Raw genomic sequence first — 20,443 nt, 5'->3', positions numbered from 1 at the left:
GGCGGTCGGCGCCAGGACCGCATTCATCGAGCCGGGCAGCCCTTGGGAGAACGGGTACTGCGAGAGCTTCAACTCCAAGCTTCGGGACGAACTCTTGAACGGCGAGATCTTCTACAGCCTTGCGGAGGCGCGCATCGTCATCGAAGGTTGGCGTCAGCACTACAATACCAAACGCCCGCACTCGAGCCTGGGTTACCGCCCGCCGGCACCAGCCGTCGTGCCGTGGCCGGCTGCGCCACCCCAACCCGCTTCGCCGGCCATCTTAAACGTCGCCGGCAAGCCCACCATGCATTAGATTTGAACCGGGCCACCTGTTGGACGCAGGCCACTAAGAAGCTCAGCTCGGTTCGGCCGCTCGTCGACGAGGTAGCGAGCGAGGATCAGCGGTCCATAAGCCGCAAGCATCGCAATCTCCGGGCCGAGAAGCGCGGTAGCGGCGGTCACAAGGAAGAGGCCACTGCAAAGCCAGCCAAGTTCGCTCAAACGTTCCCGTGCCCCTCCCGTGACCCCAGCCCTGTCGCCTAGACGCCAAAAGAACGGAAGCCAAAGGAGGTTGAAGGCGGCCATGATGAAGCTGGCGTGGAAAGCAAGCGTCGTCGCATCCGTGCGCGCGAAGGCTGCCCCGACGATGGCGCCGCTTCCCATGCCGCCCCAGAGGATCATGGTCTGGCTCATGAGCGAGAGAGCCAGAAGGTGAACTGGCGGGACGTCGAGCCGCCGGATGAGCATCATCGTACCGATGATCCCGACGCCGAAGCCCGTCGCCGCCTCCGCGAAGGGGCCGACCAGAAAGCAGGCGGTGAACAGGAGCCGCCGTTTTGCCCTCACATCTGTCAACGAGGTTTCGACCGGAACTGCCGCAGCACCAGGGCGCATGGCCATCTGCCAGAACAGCAAGCCACCGAGAATGTAGGGAACGACGATCCATCCAACCCATGCGCCCCTAAAGCAGCAAGCAGCGCACCGTCGAGCGAAAACGGGATGGGTGCCGCGGCTAGCGCCACGACGAGCGCCGACACCATGCCGATGAGCGAAGCGGGAAGTGTTCCCACACGACCGACCCCGATGGCGAGCGCCACGGAGAGCGCAGGCAAAGTCCATATGAAGTACAGCACGCCCGACGACTTTCCGGATGCTCGTTTACCGCTGCTTAGAGGCCTGGATGGGCTGGTGGCGGACGTATTCAATCATCCGCAATTCGGGAGTATTCGATCTTGATGCCCATCTCCTGGTACGCGGCGACATCGTCCGGAAGAACGTCACCTTCCACGATGAGGGTGTCGATGGCGGAGACATCGCCGATCTTGTAGGGGGCCACGGTCCCGAGCTTGTCCTTTGTCAACGCGATGACGAGGCGGGAGCTCTGCTGCAAGAAGCATCGCTTCACCTCCACCTCGTCGTGATCCAGGGCGGTGATCCCGACCTCCGTATCGATCCCGCAGGCACCCAGGATGAACATCCCGGCGAAGATGTTCTTGGCCTCGCGCACCGTCTGCGCGCCGTGGCATGCACCCTTCTCAGCGTTGAAGACGCCGCCGATGAGGATGATCTTGCATCGCCTGTGGTCGGACAGGGCGATCGCGATGGCGGGCGAGTTCGTGAACACCGTCAGGTCGATATCCCGTCGGATCTTCCTCGCTATCGCGATGTTCGTCGAACTCGCATCAATGAAGACGGTCTGACCGTCGGTGATGAGTCTCGACACCACCTCCGCCAGCCCTTCCTTCACCTGCGGGGAAGCCGTCTCGCGATATCCGATGTTGCCCGCATCCGGCGCTGGCAGGAGGGCACCGCCATAGACGCGCTGGCAAAAACCCTGCCGCGCCAGTTCCCTCAGGTCGCGCCGGATTGCATCCTCAGAAACTCCGTACTCGTTGGCCAACTCGACCGCGACGACCTTCCCGCGCTCTGTCAAACGGGCACGGATCGCTAGTTGTCGTTCCTGGGCGAGCATCCATTCTTCCTCAATTTAAAATGTTGTTGCACGTTTACCCACAGTGTGCAACGGTCTCGCATCAATTGAAATCGGTGACCCAATGTCGGTAGCAAGCGCGAAACTCCGCGTCTCGGGAAGGCGTGAGCAACTGGCCACGCGCCTTACCTTTCTCCTAGCGGGCCTCGGGATGGCGGCTTGGGCGCCACTCGTTCCCTACGCCAAGCAGCAGGTGAGAGCCGACAATGCCACGCTCGGCCTGCTTCTCCTGTCTCTCGGCTTGGGGTCGATTATCGCGATGCCGGCGACAGGAATCCTCGCGAGCCGCTACGGCTGCCGCATCGTCATCGTTGTGGCAACGATCGGCATGGCTTTGATGATGCCGGTGTTCCCGATCGTCGACACGCCGATCCAGTTGGCTGTCGCGCTCGCGATCTTCGGCGCCAGTGTCGGCACGGTGGATGTGGCCGTGAACATCCAGGCCGTCATGGTCGAGAAGGACAGCGGTGAAAGCCTGATGTCCGGCTTCCACGGAATGTTCAGCCTCGGCGGCATCCTAGGCGCAGGGGGTGTCAGTCTCGCGCTAGGGGCAGGAGTGCCCCTGGGATTGGTTGTATGGGCGATCAGCGCGGTCCTCATCCTGCTCCTGATGCTGTCTTACAACGGCCTTCTCACATACGGTAACAAGGAAACTGGTCAGGTCCCCATGTTCGTCGTGCCGAAAGGCATCGTCATCGTTCTAGGCGTTCTGTGCTTCCTCGTGTTTATGGGTGAAGGGGCGATCCTCGATTGGAGCGCGATCTTCCTCGTCACCAACCATGGGTATGAACAGGCGTCGGCCGGGATCGGCTACGCCTCATTCGCTGTGATGATGACCATCGGACGGCTCCTGGGAGACAGAATCGTCGCCAGATTGGGCGGAACTCGCGTCGTTCTGATCGGAGGACTGCTTGCGGCTACAGGGTACGCCGTCGCCGTCTGGACCTCCCAACCGCTTCTGGCTCTCGTTGGTTTCGCACTGGTGGGCGCAGGGTTGTCGAACATCGTGCCCGTGTTCTTCACGGCCGCCGGCCGCCAGACAATCATGCCCACCAGCCTTGCGGTCGCCGCCGTGACCACGCTGGGCTACGCGGGCATCCTGCTCGGTCCGGCGACGATCGGTTTCATCGCCCAAGCGTGGAGCCTGAACGTCGGCTTGCTCCTGCTCGCGATCTTCATGATCTTCGTCGCCCTCGTCGGTTCGCTGGTGTCTCGAGCGGGATAGCGGCACGACGCCGCGTTCCTCGGCCCCCTCTGCCTCCGTCGAATGGTCACTCGGCTCCCTCATTGCATTGCAGGGGACCTCGAGCCGCCCTCGGTCTGTGAACCCAACGCCTTCCAGCCGGTCGCTTCCGATACGAGCCATATCGGGGTCGGTCCTGTGTGGTCTTCGATCTGGAAAAGACATGTCCTTTCATATGCTGACACGGGAGCGGATTGCTCGCTCCCCGGACAAGCCGCGCGACACCAGCGTCCCGCTGATGCTCCTCTCGTTGGCCCTTGGCGCGTTCGCCCTCGGCACCGCCGAGTTCGCAGCGATGAGCCTCCTGCCGAGCATCCGCGCCGGGTTCGGCGTCGACGCGCCGACCGCCGCCCACGCCGTCAGCCTCTACGCGATCGGCGTCGTTGTCGGCGCGCCTGCGATCGCGATCGGCTTTGCCAGGATGTCGCGCCGGATGCTCCTCGTTTTGTCGATCGCCATCTTCGCGATCGGGAACATCGGAAGCGCCCTGGCCCAAAGTTTTGAGGCACTACTCGCCTTCCGCTTCCTCAGCGGCCTTCCCCACGGCGCTTACCTCGGCGTAGCATCACTGGTTGCCGCCTCGATGGTTAGTGACGAGCATCGCGCTCGAGCCGTTTCCTACGTTTTCCTCGGTCTTACGACGTCTGTGATCTTCGGCGTCGGCATCGCGACGGCCCTTGGCCAGATGTTCGGCTGGTACATCGGCTTCGCAATCCCTGGTGCCATCGCGGTGCTCACCGCGATCATGATCCTCGCCTTTGTGCCGAAGGACAGGCCGGATCCGTCGGCAAGCCCGCTTGCTGAGATCAAGGGCCTCAAGGATCGAGGGATCTGGCTAACGCTCGCCACCGGGGCGATCGGGTTCGCGGGCTACTTCGCGGTGTTCTCCTTCACGTCCTCGATCCTCATAGAGATCACCATGGTCGAGCCCTTGTGGGTACCCGCCCTGATGACCGTGTATGGCATCGGGATGTCGTTGGGCACCTTGGTCTTCGGCCGGCTGGCCGATCGCAATCTCAAGATGACCCTCACCGCCATGCTGGCCCTCAATGTCGTCGCGCTGGGCATTTTTGCCTTCGTCGCTTCGTCATTGACGGGTTTGGTCGTGACGATGCTTTTCATCGGCGCGTTCAGCGCGTTGGGCGGGGTCCTACAAACCCGTCTCATGGAGGTGGCTCGGAACGCCCAAACCTCGGCAGCCGTGCTCAATCACAGCGCGATGAACTTCGCGAATGCCTTGGGGCCGTGGCTTGCCGGCCTTTCGATCAGCTTGGGCTACGGCTTGCCGTCGGCGGGCCTCGTCGCGGCCGGGTTGTCGATCGGCGGTTTGGCGATCTGGCTCTACGGCTGCTGGGACGACGCAGGATTGCTCCGGAAGGATGCTGGCGTTTTGTAGAGCAGTCGAAGCATCCGCTGACCGATCGCTACACGCTTCACAAGATACGCGAATGGGCGGTTCGGAAGGTGCCCTCGCGTTCTGCACTCACGACCAAGCGATGACTACGCCTTCTGTACCCCCTTCAGTCGACCCAGTCTTATCGAGAACTTCCGCCGCAACGTGTTCGTAACTTCCGCGGACTGGACCAAATCTAATGACCGCTTTTGATGATGGTGAACTGCCCATAGAACGTCTAGCTTGGGTCGAATGCGGATGGACCGCTTCTGGGCGTCCGTTTTCCTAGCGCCGATCGGCTCGGCTGGGTGGAAAGCGGAACGGCAGCTTTATGATCGAAACCTGGCAAGGCTGCCGTTCCGCGCTCCTGCAGCATCGACGGGAAACCAAATCAACGTCTCGGATTGTCGTGACCATGAGGTTCGTTCCGACGCCGATCGAGGCTATGGTCGCATCTGCCCTTCATCTGAATGCCTTTCCGGCCATGGCTTGGGCTCAACTCTCGGACTTACTGGACGTGCTTGTAGACCGTCGTCCTTGACAGGCCGAGGCGCCGTGCGGTCAGGGCGATGTTTTGATCGGCCGCGCGGTAGGCGAGCCGGATGCTGGAACAGCGGGGCTCGTTCACGGCATGCCCGCGGCAGGCTTCGCAGGTGTCGGCGGCGGCCGGAGCGCGGATGAGTTCGAAGGCCGTCTCGTCGAGGAACGGCATCTTGCGGCGCAGGAGCGACCGCTGAAGCACGGCTTCCAACTCGCGCATGTTGCCGGGCCAACTACGCGCGCCTAGCCGACGAACGGCCTCGTCGGTGACGGCCGTGCCGGGCGCCAGCCGCTCCACCACATGCCGCACGATTTGGGGGAAGTCGGTGCGGGCGCTGAGCGAGGGAAGACGGATGGTGAACGTGTTCAGGCGGTAGAGAAGATCGCTTCGGAACAGGCGTTGCGCGACCATCTCCTCGAGATCCCGGTTCGTCGCGGAGACGATCTGGATATCGAGCTTGGTGCTCTTCTGCCCGCCGACCGCCCGCACCTCCTGCGTGTCGAGAAAGCGCAGGAGCGCGGTCTGGGCGGCCAGTGGGATATCGGCCACCTCGTCGAGGAAGAGCGTCCCCTTGTGCGCCTGCCGGGCGAGTCCCGGCGCGCCTTCGCCGCGTGCGCCGGTGAAGGCGCCGCGCTCGTGGCCGAAGAGTTCGGCGATGAAGAGGCTTTCCGGTAGAGCGCCGCAGTTGACCGCTACGAACTCGCCCGAGCGTCCGGAGGCGGCGTGCACATGCCGGGCCATGCGGTCCTTGCCCGTTCCCGTTTCGCCGGTGACGAGAACGGGAAGCCGAAGCGAGGTGGCGTCGGCGACCTCCTCCAACGCGCCGCGAAGCACGGGATCGTCGCACACGAAGTCCGGACGGCTCGTGCGCTCCACGACGGTGATCTTGGCAGCGGTCTTCTGCATCGTCTCGATCCGGCCGAGCCCCGCGCGCCCGATCTGACGGCAGACCATGAACACGCCGCTGCCCGCACGGTCCCGAATGCGGACGACGCCGCCGTTCAAGAGCCCGTCCATCGCGCTGCCGAAGCCGGCCTCGAAGAGATCGTCGAAATGGGCGCCCCGATCGACCGGCAGCCCGGCGAGGAGGGCCGTGCCGGGGCGGTTCAGCGAATGGACGGCGCCCTCGCGCGACACCGCGATCAGACCGGCCGAGAGCGTGTCGAGATATTCGACGCGCGGATGGAAGGCGAAGATGAAGCTTTCCGAGCGCTGCTGGTAGATCAGCCCGTTCTCGATCTGCGAGGCGGCCATGCGCACCAGGGCATGCGTGTGCTGCTGGCGCGCCTCGTTGGTGCAGGAGGCGTCGAGGAGGCCGAGCACGTTGCCTTCCGCATCGAGGATGGGCGCCGCCATGCAGGAGAGGTGTCCGTGGCAGGCGAAGTAGTGTTCGCGCCCGTAGACCGCGACCGGCTGGCGCTCCATGACGGCGAGGCCCAGCGCGTTTGTGCCGCGCTCGCGCTCGCGCCAGACGCTGCCGGGCACGATCGAGCGCCCGGCCTCGCTGTCCGCAAACTGGTGGTCGCTGATCGTATCGAGCACCACGCCCTCGCCGTCGCCCAGCGCGATCACGAAGTTCGAGCCGGCGATCTGCGAATGGAGAAGCTGCATCTCGGCAAGCGCCAGCTGCCGGAGCGTCGCCAGCGCCTCGCGCCGATGCCCGACCTCGACGAAGGGAATGATCTCGCCGCGCGGACGAGCGCGCGGATCAAGCCCCGTCTCGCGGCAGCGGTGCCAGCTCGAGGATACGCTTGGCGACAGGGCTCCCGACGGAACGCGCTGCCCTGCCTCGAGGGCGAGCCGCGCACGGTCCATTCCCGACAACAGATGCTGCACGGCTCCTCCCTCCCGCAACATTGGCCATGACCAGACTACATCGCGCGCGACAGGCTGCAATGACCAGAATCTGGACACATCGAAGCGGGAGCCGTCCAGCGATTGGACGTTGCGCCGCCAGAGGGAAAACGCCGCAGAGCCCTGCTTTCACAGGAGATTAACGAACTGGCACGGCGGTTGCAGGAGGGTCGGCAGGCACCGGTCCAGCGGGTGTCCGCGACGGGAGGAGAAGGCATGAAAGCGCAGGTCCTAAAGAAATACGACGATCATCTGACGGCGTCGAACTGGCTGAGCTACGAGGACGTTCCCGACCCCACCATCACCAAGGCCAACGACGTCATCGTGCGCATCGGCGGCGCGGGCGTCTGCCGCACCGACCTCCACATCATCGAGGGTGTCTGGCGTCCGCACATGGACCCGAACGCCGACCAGCTGTTGCCCTTCATCATGGGCCACGAGAACGCCGGCTGGGTCGAGGCCGTGGGCAAGGAGGTCGAGAACGTGAAGGTCGGCGATCCCGTGATCGTCCACCCGAAGATCTCCGGCGGCACGTGTCTGGCCTGCCGCCGCGGCATGGACATGCACGCGCCCGGCAAGTTCCCCGGCCTCGACTGCAACGGCGGCTATGCCGAGTTCCTCTGCACGTCCGACCGCAACATCGTGCCGCTGCCCAAGACGCTGGCCCCGAAGGACGTCGCGCCCTATTCCGACGCGGGGCTCACAGCCTACCGCGCGGTGAAGAAGGCGACGCGCCACCTTCTGCCGGGCGAGACCTGCGTCGTGATCGGCGCGGGCGGCCTCGGCCATATCGGCATCCAGTGCCTCAAGGCCATGTGCGCGGCCGACGTCGTCGTTGTCGACAAGTCCGACGCCTCGCTGGAGCTCGCCCGCAAAATGGGTGCGGACCATCTCGTGAAGGCCGACGGCAACGAGGTCGAGGCCGTGCTGCAGCTGACGGGCGGCAACGGCGCGGAGGCCGTGATCGACTTCGTCGGCGAGAAGGGCACGACCAAGAAGGGCCTCGCGATGACGCGCGGCGCCGGCTCCTACTACGTCGTCGGCTATGGCGAGGACATCGTCGTGCCCACCGTCGATCTCGTGATCGCCGAGAAGAGCATCGTCGGCAATCTCGTGGGCACCTGGGCCGAGCTCGTCGAGCTGATGGCGCTCGCCGACCGGGGCCTCGTGAACCTCGCGACCGTGGAATACCGCCTCGCCGACGCCAACCAGGCGCTGCAGGACCTCAACGCCGGCAAGATCCACGGCCGTGCCGTGCTGATTCCCTGATGCCCGAAAGGCGCGGGACGGGAGTCCCCCGCGCCTTTTCGCTTGACCACCCTGCGCCGGAGTGGCGCGACGATCTTCGGGAGGAGACCCACATGAAACGGCATGCATTTTGGATGACGTCGGCCTGCGCGCTGGCGACCGCGGTCCCGGCCTTTGCCGCCGACATCGACTATAAGGCCTATGGCGACTACGCGCAGTACGGCTCGGCGCCCGATGTTCCGGGCGCCTGCTCCTACGAGGCGATCGACGCCAAGGACTATTCGGGCAAGACGCTGCGCGTCATCACCCATGCGGTGCCGGTGATCGGCGAGCCGACCGACCTTCACGCCAAGCAGTTCCAGGCGCTCACCGGCGCGCAGGTCGACGTCGTCCACATCCCGTTCGGCGACCTCTACCAGCGCCTGATGATCCCGTTCCAGACGCGCCAGGCCGCCTACGACGTGATGTTCTACCCCTCGCTGTGGATCGGCGACGTCCAGAACTACCTCCAACCCGTGCCGGCCGCCTATCAGGAGGTGCCGGGCATGAAGGAGGTCACGCAGAACTACCGCGACGTCGCCACCTGGGGCGACCAGATGATCCAATATCCGGTGGACGGCGACCGGCACTATCTGAAGTACCGCTCCGACATCTTCGACAACCCGGAATACCAGCAGCGATTCAAGGCCGAAACGGGCCAGGACCTACGCGTGCCGCGCACCTGGGAGGAGTACAACGCGGTCGCCAAGTTCTTCACCGGCTGGGACTGGGGCAAGGACGGGCGTGGGCAGTTCGGCTCGGCCGAAGTGACCAAGCGCGACGACCTGATGTTCTCGGCCTTCATCAGCCGCGCCGCCGCCTACACCAAGAATCCCAACGTGAAGGGCGGCTATTTCTTCAAGCTCGACACGATGGAGCCGCAGATCAACAATCCGGGCTTCGTCAAGGCGCTGGAGATGTTCATCGACGCGCAGAAGGCCTTCCCGCCGGGCGGCACCAATTTCGGCCTCGGCGACGAGATCTTCTCGTTCGGCGGCGGCCAGTCGCTGATGAGCTATTCCTGGGACGACGCCTTCATTCAGGCGCAGGAGGCATCGAGCCCGATCCGCAACAAGGTGGCGGCCGCGCCCCTGCCGGGCTCCACGCAGGTCTGGAACCGCGACACGAACGTCTGGGACACGTTCGAGACCCCGAACGCGCCGCCTTACATCACCTGGGGATGGACCTCGGCCGTCTCAAAGGCTTCGCAGAACCAGGACATGGCCTTCGACTTCCTATGCTTCTTCTCCAACGAAGCCAACACGCAGCTCGATCTCCAGATCGGCCGCTTCGGCGTCAATCCGTATCGTACCACCCATTTCGACCCGACCTTCTGGCAGGAGAAGCTCGGCTGGGAGGCGAACACGGCCAAGACCTATGTCGACACCCTGTCGGGCATGGATCAGTCCAACAACCGCGTCTTCGACCTGCGCGTGCCCGGCGTGAACCAGTTCATGTCGACGCTCGCCAATGGCGTGGCGGAAGCCATGGCCGGCCAGCGCAGCCCCCAGGAGGCGCTCGATGGCGTCGCGGCGCAATGGAAGGAGATCGTCGACCGGATCGGGCCGGACCGCGTGCGCGAGGCGTACGCCAACGTCGTGGCCCTGGAGGATCGCGGCCGCTAACGGCTCCGACGCCCTGAGCCCCGCCGGGGCCGGCATCGACCGGTCCCGGCTTCCCTCGCCGCGCATCGGAGTCCTGTCGTCATGCAGCAGCGTGAATTCCGCCCCTACAAACTCGCCTTCCTTCTGCCGGGCCTTCTAGTCCTTCTCGCGATCATCCTGTTCCCGCTTCTCTTCACCATCCGCGTCTCGCTTTCGGGATGGGACGCGATCGTGCCGGGGCTCGACTGGGCGGGCGTGCGCAACTATGTCGGCGTCTTCAACGACGTACGGTTCTGGCAGTCGCTCGGCCGCCTGTCCCTGATGGCCGTCGGCACGGTGCTGATCCAGTACGTGCTGGGCTTCGCGCTGGCGCTCCTCGTGTGGCGCGACATCCGCTTCCGCAGGCTCTGGCGCGTCCTCTTCCTGATCCCGATGATGACGACGCCGGTCATCATGTCGGTGATCTGGCGCACGATCTTCCACGAGTCGCTCGGACCGGCCAACGACCTCCTCGGCGCCATCGGCCTCGGCCCCTACCCCTGGCTCACCTCGGCGGGCTGGGCCGTCGCCTCGGTCATGCTGGTCGAGATCTGGCAGTGGACGCCGTTCATGTTCCTCCTGCTTCTGGCCGGGCTGATCTCGCTGCCGCGCGAGCCGTTCCTGGCGGCGGCCATCGACGGGGCGGGGCCGGTCCGCACCTTCTTCAACGTCACCTTCCCGCTGCTGGCCCCCGTCTCGATCGGGGCGATCATCATCCGTCTCATCGAGGCGTCGAAGCTGATGGAGACGGTCTATGTCCTGACCTCCGGGGGGCCGGGCACGGCGACCGAGACCACCGGCTACTACATCTATATCCGGGGCCTTCGCGACTTCCAGATCGGCTACGCCGCGGCGCTCTCGATCACCTACCTCGTCATCATGATCGTGCTGCTCACGATCGTCGCCAAGCTTCTGGTTCGTGTGTTCGTCGGAGGGAAGACGGCATGAAGGCGCTCAAATATGTCCTCGTCGTCCTCTGGGGCGCCTTCGTCGTCACCCCGCTCCTCTGGGCGCTGACGACCTCGTTCAAGTCCGCCAACGCCGTCACGGGCGGGCCGACCTACATCCCCTACCTCCAGTACGAGCCCTCGCTCGCGGGCTGGCGCTCGCTGTTCGGCGGGGCGGGCGGCATCGACATCGCCAAGCCCTATCTCGACAGCCTCGTCGTGACGCTGAGCGCCACCGCCATCTCGCTGGTGCTCGGCACGCTCGCCGCCTACGGCTTGTCGCGCTTCACCTACAAGGCCGGCTTCGTGAAGAACGCCGACCTCGTGTTCTTCTTCATCTCGCAGCGGATCATGCCGCCGATCGTCCTGTCGATCCCGTTCTTCCTGCTCCTGCAGTTCCTGAACCTCCTCGACACCAAGGTCGGGCTGATCCTCGTCTATATCGCGCTCCTCCTGCCCATCGCGGTCTGGATCATGGTCGACTTCTTCGACGGCGTGCCGCGCGCCATCGACGAGATGGCTATGCTCGACGGCTGCTCGCCCTTCGAGGCCTTTCGGCGCGTCGTGCTGCCGAACTCGCTGCCCGGCATCCTCGTCGCCGGCATGTTCTGCCTGATCTTCGGCTGGAACGACTTCTTCTTCGCCTTCACCCTGACCTTCACCGACACGCAGCTCCTGCCCGTCGCGGTGGTGGCACTGAACTCGTCCGTGACGCCCTGGTGGAGCCTGTCGGCTTCGGCCCTCGTCTCCGTCGCCCCCCTCATCCTGATCGCCTTCTTCGTCGAACGGCTTCTCTCGCGCGGCACGCTGGCCGGCGCGATCCGATAGGAGGTTCCCACATTGAGTCTCGTTCTCGACGACCTTCGCCTCCGGGAGGACGGCGTGCCCTTCCTGGACGGCATCACGGCCGAGTTTTTGCGCGGTCGCCTCACCACGGTGATCGGCCGCACCTCGGCCGGCAAGACCACGCTGATGCGGACGCTCGCCGGGCTCCAGGGCTTGGATTCCGGCCACATCCGGCTCGACGGGCGCGCCTTCGAGACGGTGCCTGCCTGGCAGCGCGACGTGGCGATGGTCTACCAGCAGTTCATCAACTACCCTCATCTCAGCGTGTTCGAGAACGTCGCCTTTCCGCTTCGGCGCAGGGGCCTTGGCGATGCCGAAGTGCGCCAGCGCGTCGAACGGCAGTTGGAGACGGTGGGCCTCGGGACCTTCGGCGAGCGGCGACCCTCGGCCCTGTCCGGCGGCCAGCAGCAGCGCGTGGCGCTCGCCAGGGCCCTCGTGCGGCACGCGCCGATCCTCCTCCTCGACGAGCCGCTGGTGAATCTCGACTACAAGCTGCGCGAGCAGCTGCGCGACGAGTTCCGACGTATCCTCGGCGCCCAGACCGACACGATCGCCGTCTACAACACGACCGAGCCCGCCGAAGCCATGATGCTCGGCGACCATGTCGTCGTGCTGCACGAGGGCCGCGTGCTGCAGACGGGAACGCCGGCCGACGTCTTCGACCGCCCCGCCTCGGCGCTCGTCGCGGGGATCGTCAACGATCCACCGATGAACGTGATGGAGGGCGAACTGTCCGCTGACGCTTTGAATTTCAGCGCGGTGCGCTTTCCCCGGCCCGCCCATCTTATGAGCCTGCCGCCCGGCTGCTATCGGTTCGGCATCCGCGCCGGCGAGATCGAGGCCGGACAGGGCGAGACGAGCGGCCTCGTCACCTACTCGGAGATTTCGGGTTCGGAGAGCTTCATCTATCTCGACGCCCCCTTCGGACCCATCGCGATCCAGCGCGAAGGCGTCCATGTCGTCCACAACGGCTCCAGCGTGACGTTCCGTATTCCGCCCCAACGCCTGTTCTGCTTCGCCGGCCACGGCGACGGTCAGCTTCTCGCCGCCCCGCGCGCCGCCTCGAAGGGAGAGCACTGATGGCCCGGATCCACCTCGACGGCGTCGGGCATTCCTACGACGGCGGCCGGACCCATGCGCTCCAGCCCGCCGACATCCTCTTCGAGGACGGCAAGACCTATGCGCTGCTCGGGCCGTCGGGCTGCGGCAAGACGACGATGCTCAACATCGTCTCGGGGCTGCTGTTTCCCTCCGACGGGCGGGTGCGCCTCGGCGAGCGGGACGTCACGCGCGCCGCGATCGCAGACCGTAACATCGCGCAGGTCTTCCAGTTTCCCGTCGTCTACCGCTCCAAGACCGTGTTCGGGAACCTAGCCTTCCCCCTGAAATGCCGGAATTGGGACAAGGCGCGCATCGAGCGGCGCGTGTCGGAGGTCGCCGAACTCCTCGGCCTCACCGCCCGCCTCGGGCGCTCCGCCCGGTCGCTGACGGCCGACGAGAAGCAGCTCATCTCGCTCGGCCGCGGGCTCGTGCGAGACGACGTTGCCGCGCTCCTGATGGACGAGCCGCTAACCGTCATCGACCCGCAGATGAAGTTCGATCTGCGTCGCCGCATCAAGCAGGCCAACGAGCGCACCCGCCACACCGTCATCTACGTCACGCACGACCAGAACGAGGCGATGACCTTCGCCGACGAGATCCTCGTCATGCAGGCGGGACGGGTGATCCAACGCGGCACGCCCAAGGACCTCTTCGAGCGCCCCCTCAACGCCTATGTCGGCACCTTCATTGGCTCGCCCGGAATGAACTTCGTGCCCGCCACGCAGTCCGGTGGGGAGATCCGCGTCGGCGGGGAGATCATCCGGAACGACGCGCCGACAATCGTCGGCGGCACCCTGACGGTCGGAATCCGCCCAGAGCATATTCGACTCAGCGCGACGGATAGGGGCCTGCCCGCCCGAGTGATTGGCGTGCAGGATCAGGGCAATGTGCGCGTCGTAGAACTGGAACTGGCTGACGGCGCCCGACTCAAGGCCAAACTGCCGCGCGAGCACGCGATCCCAGCCGATGCGCTGCGCGTCGTCATGCCCTCCCAGCATGCACATATCTACGCCGATGGCGTCCGCGCCGACATCTGACGAGCCGATGGAAGCTTCGATCGTTGCCCGCGAAGCCCGCCTTCTTGTTCCAAGAGGAGCTAACGGTTGGCGTGGCGACGCGAAACCTCAGTGGTTTGTATGGCTTCCACTGCCAGATGTTGAACGGCAGCTTTTGAGACGCCTCCAATCCTGTGCAGAAGGCAGCTATGGGTCGAAAGCTGCTTGTCCGCTTCGAGGACGCAACGGCGGAAAGCTGACGCCGGGCACACGAAGCGTCTTCACCGTTCGAACTTCCATCGCGATTCCAGAAAGGAGTCACGTGCTTCTCAGGGCCTGCTCACCAGGCTCTTCCAAATTCGCAGGTCAGGTCTGAGTATCGCACAGCGAATATATCAGAATGATTTGGCTCGTGCGCGTCCAGTCCAGCAATGACATGCTCAACCGAGGACGAGGTTACGAGTCAAAGTAAATCCGTTCAATCCAAGCGAGTATTTTTATAAAGCTATCGAACGCATCGTTGATTGTATGCCCAAAATTCAGGTCTGGGCACTCAGTGAGATCGACAGAAGCGTAACATTCTACGCCTTGGCGGATGCTCGACTTCGAACAAGGCCGTCCTGATTCCGGGCGAGGGAGCCGCAGAACTTTTCGGGCTTGTGGCCGCTCGAACCCTTCAGACATATCAGCCAAGGCTATCCGCGGGGCTGGATCGGCAAGGCGGCCCGAATGGCGCGCTCGGCTTATCCAACGTTCATCAACTTCGAACGGGCTGCATCTTCGAGAAGGCCGCCTCACCTCCGGCACCCGACAAGAGCCAGACTGACATGCCAGCCTCGACGAAAATGAACATATGTTCTTCGTATTGACATTAAGTTCGGACGATCGCATTCTGTTGAGGGTAGCAAAAGGGCCTGAACTGCCGCGTCAGATGGCAGGATCTCCTGAACAGTATTTCGATGGGAGGATGGATGGTTGAGATCGTCGACCACGCTGGCCGGCCGGTGAAGCACGGCCGTGCGCGGGTGAACGGGATCCGCATGCACTACGTGACGGCGGGCGAGGGGCCGGCGCTGCTCCTGCTGCACGGTACCCCGAAGACCCACTACTACTGGGCCAAGCTCGTGCCGCTCCTGACGGAGCATTTCACGGTCGTGGCGCCGGACCTGCGCGGCTTCGGCTACACCGACAAGCCCCCGGTCGAGGAGGGCTACGACAGCCTCACCAACGCCAACGACATGGCGGAGCTGATGACGCAGCTCGGCCACCACGAGTTCCACCTTCACGGCGAGGACCGCGGCGCCGAGTTCGCCTATGTGCTCGCCGCCACGCAGCGCGACCGGGTGAAGACCCTCTCCTTCTGCGAAATGCTCCTCTCGGGCGAGGGGCTGGAGGAATGGTCGAACTTCACGCCGGACAACATCTCCGCCCAGTATCGCCAGCAGGGCGTCTGGGTCTGGCACATCCCCTTCTTCTGGATCCCCCACCTGCCGGAGATGCTGATCCAGGGCCGCGAGCGCGAGTTCTGGGAATTCTGGATCAAGGCGGAGACCTGGAACCCGACCGCGATCTCCGACGAGGCGATCTCCGAATGGATCGCTCGCCTGTCGGCGCCGGGCGGCCTGCGCGGCTGCCTCGAGACCTACCGCGCCGGCCTGAAGAACGGGCGCATCAACAAGGAGCTGAAGCAGCAGAAGCTGACGCTCCCGATCATGACGGTCGGCGCGCCCGAGTTCTTCGGGCCCCTGGTGCGCGACCAGATGTTGAAGGTCTCCGAGGGCGTCGAGCGCTCCGAGGTCTTCGAGGAGTGCGGCCACAGCCTCGCTTGGGAGGCGGAGGAGCGCCTCGCCCGAATGCTGCGCGAGTTCATGCTGAACCGCGGCTGACCTCACTGGCGCGCCCGGGAGGAAACCGGCGCGCCCCCAAAACCAAAACCTGATTGTCTGGGAGGAAATCCATGCGCATGTTCCAGCGCGCCGCCTTCGGCGCCGCCCTCTTCCTGTCCGGCTCGGCGCTCGCCACCGGTGCCTTCGCCGCCGACAACATCGCGGCCGATCTCGACCAGCCGCTCTGGTATCAGGCACCCAGCGAGAAGACGCTGGAGCTTGCCAAGATCGACGATCTCTCCTCGACCGTGGTCAGCGACGGCCAGCGCGGCGAGAAAGGCGTTCTCGGCTCCTCGATCCAGCTGACGCCTGAGCAGATCGAGAAGGTGAAGGCCGGCCAGTTCAAGGTCGCGATCTCGCTCGGCTGGCTCGGCGACGACTGGGCGTCGGAGCAGCTGAACGGCCTGAAGGAGACCTTCGCCTCGCTCGGCATCGAGGTTGTGGCCGAGACCAACGCCAACTGGGACGACGCCAAGCAGATATCCGACCTCGACTCGATCGCGGTCCTGAAGCCCGACCTCCTCGTCTCGATCCCGCTGAACGGCCAGACCACGGCCGCCGCCTACAAGCGCATCGCCGAGGCGGGCACCAAGGTCGTCTTCATCGACCAGGCGGTCGACGGCATGGATCCGGGCAAGGACTACGTCTCGATCGTCTCGTCCGACAATCTCGCGCTCGGCATGTACATCGCCGACGAGCTCGCCCGCGCCATCGGCGGCAAGGGCGACGTGGCGGCGATGTACTTCGCCAACGACTTCTACGTTACCAACCTGCGCTACGAGGGCTTCGTCGCCCGCCTGATGGCGAAGTATCCGGACGTCAAGCTCGTCGCCGCCGCCGGCCATGACGATCCGAACAAGGGCCAGGAGGTGGCGCAGGCGCTGCTCGCCCGCTACCCCAACCTCAACGGCCTTTACGGTTCTTGGAGCATCCCGGCGATGGGTGCGGCGACCGCCGCCCAGATCGCCGGCCTGTCGCCGGAGACTTTCAAGATCGTCTGCGAGAACTTCGACCAGATCGTCGCCGCCAACATGGCGGGCAAGGGCTTCATCGCCGGCATCTCCTCGCAGCGACCCTATGATCAGGGCGCGGCGGAAGCCAAGGTCGGCGCCCTCGCGCTGATCGGCGAGAGCACCCCGCCCTACGTCGTCGTGCCGCCGCTGGCCGTCAACCGCGAGAACCTGCCGGCGTCCTACAAGACGATCTACCGCCACGACCTGCCGGCCGAGATGTCGGCCGCCCTGTCGAACTGACGAGAGCGGGCGGAAGCGGCGTCCGGCCGCTTCCGCCTCCGCCCCAGCCGCCGTTCGCTGCGCATCGAGGAGCCAGAGGGCATGCAGGACGCGACCATCCTTGAGATGCGGGACATGGAGAAGTCGTTCAACGGCATTCCGGTCCTCAAGAAGGCGCAGTTCGAGCTACGCCGCGGCGAGATCCACGCCCTGATGGGCGGCAACGGCGCCGGCAAGTCGACGCTGATGAAGATCCTGACCGGCGTCTACACGCGCGACGCCGGAACCCTGACGCTCGAAGGCCGCGAGTTGAACTTCCAGACCCCGCTGGAGGCGGAAGCGGCCGGCGTCGCGATGATCTTCCAGGAGCTAAGTCTCGTGCCGACGCTCACCGTCGCGCAGAACATCTTCCTGCACCGCGAGCCGCGTCGCGCCGGCGGCCTCCTCGACGACGGCGCGGCGCGCCGGCGCGCGGCCGAAATCCTCAAGGACCTCGGCGAGGACATCGACCCGCGCACGCCCGTCGAGCTCCTATCGACCGGCGCGCGGCAGATGGTGGAGATCGCCAAGGCCCTGTCGAAGAACGCGCGCGTCCTCATCATGGACGAGCCGACCTCGTCGCTCTCCGAGACCGAGACGCAGTCGCTCTTCCGCATCGCCCGGCGCCTGAAGGACAGCGGCATCTCGATCGTCTACATCTCGCACCGCATGTCGGAGATTTTCACGATCTGCGACCGCGTGACCGTGATGCGCGACGGCCAGACGGTGCTCACCGACGAATGCCGCAATGTCGGCATGGACGGGCTGATCGAGGCGATGCTGGGCTCCGGCTCGGTCGCCTCGCTCACCTATCGCGAGCGCGTGCGCGATCCGGACGCAAGGCCCGTCCTCGAGGTGGAGGGCCTTGATGTCGGCAACCGGGTGCGCGGCGCGAGTTTCTCGGTCGCGGCCGGCGAAATCGTCGGCCTCGCCGGCCTCATGGGCTCGGGCCGGACCGAGATCGCGGAAGCCATCTTCGGCGTGCGCCCGATCGGGGCGGGGAGCGTCCGGATCGACGGCAAGCCCGTGACCTCCACCGCCGAGGCGATGGCGGCGGGCGTCGCGCTGGTGCCGGAGGACCGTCGCCGGCAGGGCCTTGTTCTCGAGCACTCGGTCCACGACAATTTCATGCTGCCGAGCCTTCGTCGCTTCGGGCGCGGCGTCTTCGTGCGCGACCGTGAGGCGGCGAACAAGGTTGAGGCGGCGGTGCGCGACCTCAAGATCCGCACCGACGGTCTCGGCAAAGTCGTCCGCCTCCTGTCGGGCGGCAACCAGCAGAAGGTGGTGCTGGCGAAATGGCTCGCCCGCAACCCGCGGCTCCTGATCCTCGACGAGCCGACGGTCGGCGTCGACATCGGCGCCAAGGCCGACATCGTCGCGATCGTGCGCGCGATCGCCGACAAGGGCACGGCCGTCGTCGTCATCTCCTCGGAATTCGAGGAGCTTCTCGCCCTCAGCGACCGCCTCGTCGTCCTGCACGACGGCGCGGTCATCCGAACCATGGAACGCCGCGACATCGCATCGGAGGAGGTGCTGCACCATGCAGTCCAAGGCTAACGCATCGGCGGCACTGGCCGCAGCCGCCAAACCGGCGGTCAGGCGCTCGACGATCCAGTGGAGCGACTTCGTCGTCTACTTCTTCTTCGCGGCCGTGATCCTGTTCTTCGCAGTCACGATCGGCGACAAGGGCTTCCTCACCACCGCCAACCTCTTCAACATCACCCGCACGACCTCGATGATCGCGGTCATGGCGATTGCGATGACCTTCGTCATCGCGGCCGGCGAGCTTGATCTCTCGATCGGCTCGACGGCGGCGCTCTCGGCCCTCGTCGCGGCGCTCGTGATGCAGGCGGGCTTCGGCATCGTCGGCGGCGTCGCGGCGGCGATCCTCGCGGGCCTGGCGGTCGGCGCGATCAACGGCTTCTTCGTCACCGTCGTCAACATCCCGTCGTTCCTCGTCACGCTCGGCATGATGCAGTTCGTGCGCGGCCTCGACATGCGCCTCACCTACACCAAGCCCGTGGCAATCTCCGACACCACCTTCACCGGCATCTTCGGGTCCGGCAACGTGGCGGGCGTCCCCTCGCTCTTCCTCTGGTCCCTCGTCATCGCCGCCGTCGGCCATGTCGTCCTCCGCTACACGTCCTTCGGCCGGCAGGTGCTGGCGACCGGCGGCAACCGCGTGGCGGCCCAGTATTCCGGCGTTCCGGTCAAGCGGATCAAGCTCTACTGCTTCCTGATCTCGGGCGCGGCGGGTGCTGTGGCGGGCATGCTCTATTCCGGCATGATGCAGACGGCGCGCTACAACTTCGGCACCGGCGCGGAACTTGCGGCGATTGCGGCCGTCATCCTCGGCGGCACCTCGCTCTTCGGCGGCAAGGCGACGATCATCGGCACCTTCGTCGGCGCCCTCCTGATCGGCACGATCAACAACGGCCTCATCATCATGGGCCTCGACGTCAGCGAGCAGAACATGGTGGCCGGCGCCCTCATCGTCCTTGCCGTTGCCTTCGGCCGTAAGCGAGCCTCCGCCTAGAACGTTTCACGTTCGTGGCGTCGGCACGTTGGTGCTCTCATCCGCTCGATGTTGAGCGCCACCGAATACTCCACGAATGGAAGGTCGGAAATTCACTATCGGCCAGTGAGCACGGAGGCTCAACGCCTCCTTACGCTTCATCCGGCCTATCGATCGGCTCTCCCACATTTCCCCAAAGCGGCGTCTTACCGTTCGTTTGAGAATGTCCGCTTCCAGGCTAGCCTGTGCGGGTCTCCGACGACCAAAATGGGTCGAATGCGGATGGACCGCTTCCGGGGGGCCGCTACTCTGGCGCCGATCGGCTCGACAGGGTGGTTAGCTGTCGTTCCACCCAGCGCCGACTTCCCATGAACGCCAACACTTTAAGCCGGGGACGTTGCATCGTCGACGCTGGCACAATTCGCTTACCCCGGCGCCCGGAGTCCGCAGCTCCGATTTGCGGCTCCTAATTTTTACGTGCATCTCTCTTTGTATCGGGGTCCGTCTGGCTATAGGCGATGCCGTTTCGCGAGCGCGTTCCAACCCGCCTACAGCCTGGAGAATGCGATAGTCATTTTCGCCCGCTTATGTGTTCAGAAAGTATCGCTGATCATGATTGCTTCATCGGCTTGTGTGAGAGTGTCATCCGGATTGAGGAGATGTTCAGTCGCATGCGCCAGTCAGCCAGCGAGTCCCTAGGGAAGGGACCGAACCGGCGCGTGATCGCCGCGCTTGTCGCGATGCTCCTGGCGGTTGGGGTGCTGGTCGTCGCCTTCGTGCTGTTCAATTCGCGCGATCAGGATCGCCTCGCGGTCGCCGCCTCCACGAAGCTTGCCGAGACCGCCCTGCAGGTGAAGCAGCGGGAAATCGCCCGCAACTTGCAGGACTACACCGAACGTGCCGACGTTCGCGCCTATCTCGGCCAGCGCTTGGCCGGAGCGGCGCCCCC

At 65.0% G+C, this 20,443-nt stretch carries 17 protein-coding genes; 14 read left to right on the top strand and 3 right to left on the bottom strand.

Annotated elements, in window-relative coordinates:
* On the top strand, window positions 1-295 hold a 295-nt coding region (locus BM175_RS21520; protein WP_139224755.1), incomplete at its 5' end, for an integrase core domain-containing protein.
* Here the strand turns inward: BM175_RS21520 and BM175_RS21515 are convergent.
* Entirely contained in the window at window positions 292-897 is a 606-nt protein-coding gene (locus BM175_RS21515) for a hypothetical protein (protein WP_090966781.1), read from the bottom strand. The two genes, BM175_RS21520 and BM175_RS21515, sit on opposite strands and share 4 nt — an antisense overlap.
* 286 nt (window positions 898-1,183) lie before the next feature.
* Window positions 1,184-1,954 carry a DeoR/GlpR family DNA-binding transcription regulator gene (locus BM175_RS21510; RefSeq protein WP_090966779.1) on the bottom strand — a complete coding sequence of 257 codons (771 nt, stop codon included), beginning with the start codon at window positions 1,952-1,954 and terminating at the stop codon, window positions 1,184-1,186.
* A gap of 82 nt (window positions 1,955-2,036) precedes the next feature.
* Here BM175_RS21510 and BM175_RS21505 point away from each other — a divergent pair, with 82 nt between their 5' ends.
* Together BM175_RS21505 and BM175_RS21500 are read left to right on the top strand one after the other, a co-directional pair.
* Entirely contained in the window at window positions 2,037-3,197 is a 1,161-nt protein-coding gene (locus tag BM175_RS21505; protein WP_090966777.1) for an MFS transporter, read from the top strand.
* 181 nt (window positions 3,198-3,378) lie between these two features.
* A complete protein-coding gene (locus BM175_RS21500) occupies window positions 3,379-4,611 on the top strand; it encodes an MFS transporter (protein WP_090966775.1) in 1,233 nt (410 codons plus the stop codon).
* 505 nt (window positions 4,612-5,116) lie between these two features.
* On the opposite strand, the gene BM175_RS21495 is transcribed toward BM175_RS21500, so the two are convergent.
* Complete coding sequence (locus tag BM175_RS21495; protein WP_175526968.1) at window positions 5,117-6,985, bottom strand: sigma-54-dependent Fis family transcriptional regulator; 1,869 nt, start codon at window positions 6,983-6,985, stop codon at window positions 5,117-5,119.
* Window positions 6,986-7,219: 234 nt separating this feature from the next.
* Between BM175_RS21495 and BM175_RS21490 the strand changes: the two genes are divergently transcribed.
* The 11 genes from BM175_RS21490 to BM175_RS21440 all read left to right on the top strand — a co-directional run.
* The gene (locus BM175_RS21490; RefSeq protein WP_175526967.1) at window positions 7,220-8,272 is read left to right on the top strand and encodes an NAD(P)-dependent alcohol dehydrogenase; all 1,053 of its coding nucleotides are present in this window, start codon (window positions 7,220-7,222) and stop codon (window positions 8,270-8,272) included.
* Window positions 8,273-8,364: 92 nt separating this feature from the next.
* A complete protein-coding gene (locus BM175_RS21485; protein WP_244546114.1) occupies window positions 8,365-9,915 on the top strand; it encodes an extracellular solute-binding protein in 1,551 nt (516 codons plus the stop codon).
* A gap of 81 nt (window positions 9,916-9,996) precedes the next feature.
* Complete coding sequence (locus tag BM175_RS21480) at window positions 9,997-10,881, top strand: carbohydrate ABC transporter permease (protein ID WP_090966767.1); 885 nt, start codon at window positions 9,997-9,999, stop codon at window positions 10,879-10,881.
* Window positions 10,878-11,708, top strand: a complete 831-nt coding sequence (locus BM175_RS21475; RefSeq protein ID WP_090966765.1) for a carbohydrate ABC transporter permease — start codon at window positions 10,878-10,880, stop codon at window positions 11,706-11,708. The genes BM175_RS21480 and BM175_RS21475 overlap by 4 nt, the downstream gene beginning before the upstream one ends.
* Window positions 11,709-11,720: 12 nt before the next feature.
* Window positions 11,721-12,806 (top strand): ABC transporter ATP-binding protein, encoded by a 1,086-nt coding sequence (locus BM175_RS21470; protein WP_090966763.1) that lies wholly within the window; start codon window positions 11,721-11,723, stop codon window positions 12,804-12,806.
* On the top strand, window positions 12,806-13,864 hold the full coding sequence (locus BM175_RS21465) for an ABC transporter ATP-binding protein (protein WP_090966761.1): 1,059 nt from the start codon (window positions 12,806-12,808) through the stop codon (window positions 13,862-13,864). Before BM175_RS21470 ends, BM175_RS21465 begins: the two co-directional genes overlap by 1 nt.
* 929 nt (window positions 13,865-14,793) lie before the next feature.
* Window positions 14,794-15,708 (top strand): alpha/beta fold hydrolase, encoded by a 915-nt coding sequence (locus tag BM175_RS21460; protein WP_090966759.1) that lies wholly within the window; start codon window positions 14,794-14,796, stop codon window positions 15,706-15,708.
* Between the two features lie 71 nt (window positions 15,709-15,779).
* A complete protein-coding gene (locus BM175_RS21455; RefSeq protein ID WP_090966757.1) occupies window positions 15,780-16,961 on the top strand; it encodes a substrate-binding domain-containing protein in 1,182 nt (393 codons plus the stop codon).
* An 81-nt stretch (window positions 16,962-17,042) separates the two neighbouring features.
* Window positions 17,043-18,536 (top strand): sugar ABC transporter ATP-binding protein, encoded by a 1,494-nt coding sequence (locus tag BM175_RS21450; RefSeq protein ID WP_090966756.1) that lies wholly within the window; start codon window positions 17,043-17,045, stop codon window positions 18,534-18,536.
* Window positions 18,520-19,515 (top strand): ABC transporter permease, encoded by a 996-nt coding sequence (locus BM175_RS21445; protein WP_090966754.1) that lies wholly within the window; start codon window positions 18,520-18,522, stop codon window positions 19,513-19,515. The genes BM175_RS21450 and BM175_RS21445 overlap by 17 nt, the downstream gene beginning before the upstream one ends.
* A gap of 698 nt (window positions 19,516-20,213) precedes the next feature.
* Window positions 20,214-20,443 (top strand): hypothetical protein (locus tag BM175_RS21440; RefSeq protein ID WP_175526966.1); only part of this gene is annotated, 230 nt, incomplete at its 3' end.

The organism is Aureimonas phyllosphaerae, from assembly GCF_900113065.1.
Lineage (GTDB): Bacteria > Pseudomonadota > Alphaproteobacteria > Rhizobiales > Rhizobiaceae > Aureimonas > Aureimonas phyllosphaerae.
Note: the sequence above shows the minus strand (reverse complement) of the source record. Positions and strands in the feature narration are given on the sequence as shown.

Bases quoted from the DNA above. Each gene is read 5' to 3' on its own strand.
- BM175_RS21500 (WP_090966775.1), top strand. From the start codon at position 3,379: ATGTCCTTTCATATGCTGACACGGGAGCGGATTGCTCGCTCCCCGGAC.
- BM175_RS21510 (WP_090966779.1), bottom strand. From the start codon at position 1,954: ATGCTCGCCCAGGAACGACAACTAGCGATCCGTGCCCGTTTGACAGAG.
- BM175_RS21490 (WP_175526967.1), top strand. From the start codon at position 7,220: ATGAAAGCGCAGGTCCTAAAGAAATACGACGATCATCTGACGGCGTCG.
- BM175_RS21445 (WP_090966754.1), top strand. From the start codon at position 18,520: ATGCAGTCCAAGGCTAACGCATCGGCGGCACTGGCCGCAGCCGCCAAA.
- BM175_RS21485 (WP_244546114.1), top strand. From the start codon at position 8,365: ATGAAACGGCATGCATTTTGGATGACGTCGGCCTGCGCGCTGGCGACC.
- BM175_RS21480 (WP_090966767.1), top strand. From the start codon at position 9,997: ATGCAGCAGCGTGAATTCCGCCCCTACAAACTCGCCTTCCTTCTGCCG.
- BM175_RS21465 (WP_090966761.1), top strand. From the start codon at position 12,806: ATGGCCCGGATCCACCTCGACGGCGTCGGGCATTCCTACGACGGCGGC.
- BM175_RS21505 (WP_090966777.1), top strand. From the start codon at position 2,037: ATGTCGGTAGCAAGCGCGAAACTCCGCGTCTCGGGAAGGCGTGAGCAA.
- BM175_RS21475 (WP_090966765.1), top strand. From the start codon at position 10,878: ATGAAGGCGCTCAAATATGTCCTCGTCGTCCTCTGGGGCGCCTTCGTC.
- BM175_RS21455 (WP_090966757.1), top strand. From the start codon at position 15,780: ATGCGCATGTTCCAGCGCGCCGCCTTCGGCGCCGCCCTCTTCCTGTCC.
- BM175_RS21450 (WP_090966756.1), top strand. From the start codon at position 17,043: ATGCAGGACGCGACCATCCTTGAGATGCGGGACATGGAGAAGTCGTTC.
- BM175_RS21460 (WP_090966759.1), top strand. From the start codon at position 14,794: ATGGTTGAGATCGTCGACCACGCTGGCCGGCCGGTGAAGCACGGCCGT.